General features: G+C 37.3%; 3 protein-coding genes. 2 read left to right on the forward strand and 1 reads right to left on the reverse strand.

All coding sequences use genetic code 11. The features are described 5' to 3' along the window. Nucleotides 1-633: ion transporter (locus R3333_RS13960; RefSeq protein ID WP_318959385.1), on the reverse strand; the 633-nt coding region annotated here is incomplete at its 3' end. Between the two features lie 141 nt (nucleotides 634-774). Between R3333_RS13960 and R3333_RS13965 the strand changes: the two genes are divergently transcribed. Together R3333_RS13965 and dnaX are read left to right on the forward strand one after the other, a co-directional pair. After that, nucleotides 775-1,884, forward strand: a complete 1,110-nt coding sequence (locus R3333_RS13965; protein WP_318959386.1) for a hypothetical protein — start codon at nucleotides 775-777, stop codon at nucleotides 1,882-1,884. A gap of 66 nt (nucleotides 1,885-1,950) precedes the next feature. After that, nucleotides 1,951-2,647: DNA polymerase III subunit gamma/tau (dnaX, locus tag R3333_RS13970; RefSeq protein WP_318959387.1), on the forward strand; the 697-nt coding region annotated here is incomplete at its 3' end.

The following is a 2,647-nucleotide window of genomic DNA, read 5'->3' on the forward strand; positions in this document are numbered from 1 at the left end:
CGTAACCGGAGAAATATCTCCATACCCTACTGTTGTTAAGGTGATAATAGCCCAATAAATACTTCTTGGAATGGAATCAAAATTAGAATCTGGCCCTCCTTCCACTAAATACATGATTGTACCCATGATAATTACAATCATCAATACACCCATCATAAAAACGGAAATCTTGTAACGACTATTGCGCAGGGCTTTCATAATTGTTGTGGCTTCGGTAAGGAAGTGTGCCAATTTAAAAATCCTAAAAACGCGAAGCAATCGTATAGATCGAATTACCGCAAGAGAATGTGTTCCTGTAAAGAATACGCTAATATATGTTGGGAGTAAGGACAGTAAATCTATAATTCCATAAAAGGAAAAGATGTAAGACAGCGGCTTGCGAATACAAACTATCCTAAGCACATATTCTAGGGTAAACAATATAGTGAGTACCCATTCCAAGGGTTGAAAAAGCCATTCTAATTTCTCATTGATCCAGACAACACTTTCCAGCATCACCACCAAAACACTCAAAAGAATAGCAATCAACAAAAGTACATCGAACATTTTTCCAGCCGGTGTATCCGCCTCGTAAATCACCTCATGCACTTTTGCACGCCAATCGTTTTTAGCCACTTCTCTTTTGTTTCTCACGTTGGCTAATTTAATCAAAGAATATGAAAAGAAAGAAGGAATAGAAAGGTAACTTTCTCAACATAGCGTAGTTCTATCTGATGTATAAGTGGTCACACAAAACATTTCTATTAATTTTGCGTTGATATGAATATGAGAAACATGCTGAAATCTATATTTATCTTAGGAATACTTTTCTTGAGCCTTTCTGCAGAGTTGTTTGGACAGCAAGCTAACAACTTGATGGATGAAAGAGTTTTAAAAAGAAGATTGGACCAATTACGATCAATAAAGGACGAAGCTTTGCTTCCTAAATACAACGACTCTTTCAAAGCTGAATTTTTAAAATTCTTAGATAATAAAGTAGCCTTTGACTACCCTTTTTCTATGCTTACTACGGTAGGTAAAGTGACTTCTAATGATGGACAAGTAAGGGTCTTTAGTTGGAACGTTCAACTCAACCCAGATCAAAACATCTACAATTGTATTATTCTGAAAAAGAAAAAAAGAAGGGATGAACATGAGATTTACGATTTGAAAGATAATTCTGTAATGCTTCCGATGTTCCCTAAAGAGACCTTGGACGAAAACAATTGGTATGGTGCCTTATACTACGATATTGTTGAAGTTACCAAAGGGCGCAAAACCTATTACACCCTATTAGGATATGACTTAAACAACTCTTTTTCGCACATTAAATTACTAGATGTACTCTATTTTAACGGTAGAAAACTGAATCTGGGTTACCCTTTATTTGAAACAGAAGAAGGGTTAGAAAAGCGTGTTTTCATGGAGCATTCTAAAAAAGCTACCATGACTTTGCGTTATGATGAAAGAAGAAGAAAAATTGTTTTTGATCACTTATCTCCGGAGTCTCCTACCATGAAAGATTTCAGAGAGTATTACGTCCCAGACATGTCCTACGACGCTTACAAGTTTGTAGATGAGGTATGGGTTTTAGAAACAGACATCATCGCAACCAACGCCGAAGAATCTAACAAACTTAAAATCTCTCGCTACGACGCCAAAAACGATACAATAGTAGAAGAGGTTGTTCGTAAAAAATGGAATTCTCCTGACGGTGGCAATACTCCCGTACAAAATGGTTCTCACGAAGCTCAAACGGTTCCAGAAGAGGAATACAATGAGAAGAATGAAAACACTCCGAAGTCGAAAAAAGAAGAAAAAGTTAAACCTCAGAAAGAGGAAGAATTCGGTGGTGTTCAATACGGTAACCTTGGGAAGGGGAAAAGAAAAAGACGTCGTAAATAAAATTTCTTTTCAGCCTTTATCAACAGAGGTAACTTAGATGAATTTTATTTTTATTTTTGTGGCTCCATGAGCGATTACATAGTTTCAGCTAGAAAATACAGACCGCAGACTTTCGACTCGGTAGTTGGACAGAAGTCCATCACTACTACATTGAAGAATGCGATTAAGAATGAGCACTTGGCTCAGGCTTTCTTGTTCTGTGGATCGCGAGGAGTTGGTAAAACAACTACCGCACGAATCTTAGCAAAAACAATTAACTGTTTCAACCGTTCTTCAGAAGTTGAAGCTTGTGACAATTGTGACTCATGTAATTCTTTCAATGAAGGTCAATCTTTAAACGTTTACGAATTAGATGCTGCTTCTAACAACTCTGTGGAAGACATCCGTAACCTGATCGACCAAGTAAGAGTTGCTCCTCAATTGGGAACACATAAGGTATACATCATTGATGAGGTCCACATGTTAACGACTTCAGCATTCAATGCTTTCCTTAAAACATTAGAGGAGCCTCCAAAGCATGCTATTTTCATTTTAGCAACTACGGAGAAACACAAAATTATCCCAACCATTTTATCGCGTTGTCAGATTTTTGATTTCAACAGGATTCAAGTAAAGGACATTGCCGATCATTTGGCTGGAATTGCGGTAAAAGAAAACATCACTGCCGACCCAGAAGCTTTGCATTTAATTGCGCAAAAAGCGGATGGAGCTTTACGTGATGCCTTGTCTATATTCGATCAGATTGTAACTTTTGTAGGGAACA

It is taken from the genome of Lishizhenia sp. (genome assembly GCF_033720595.1).
GTDB lineage: Bacteria > Bacteroidota > Bacteroidia > Flavobacteriales_D > Crocinitomicaceae > Lishizhenia.

Bases quoted from the DNA above. Each gene is read 5' to 3' on its own strand.
- R3333_RS13965 (WP_318959386.1), top strand. From the start codon at position 775: ATGCTGAAATCTATATTTATCTTAGGAATACTTTTCTTGAGCCTTTCT.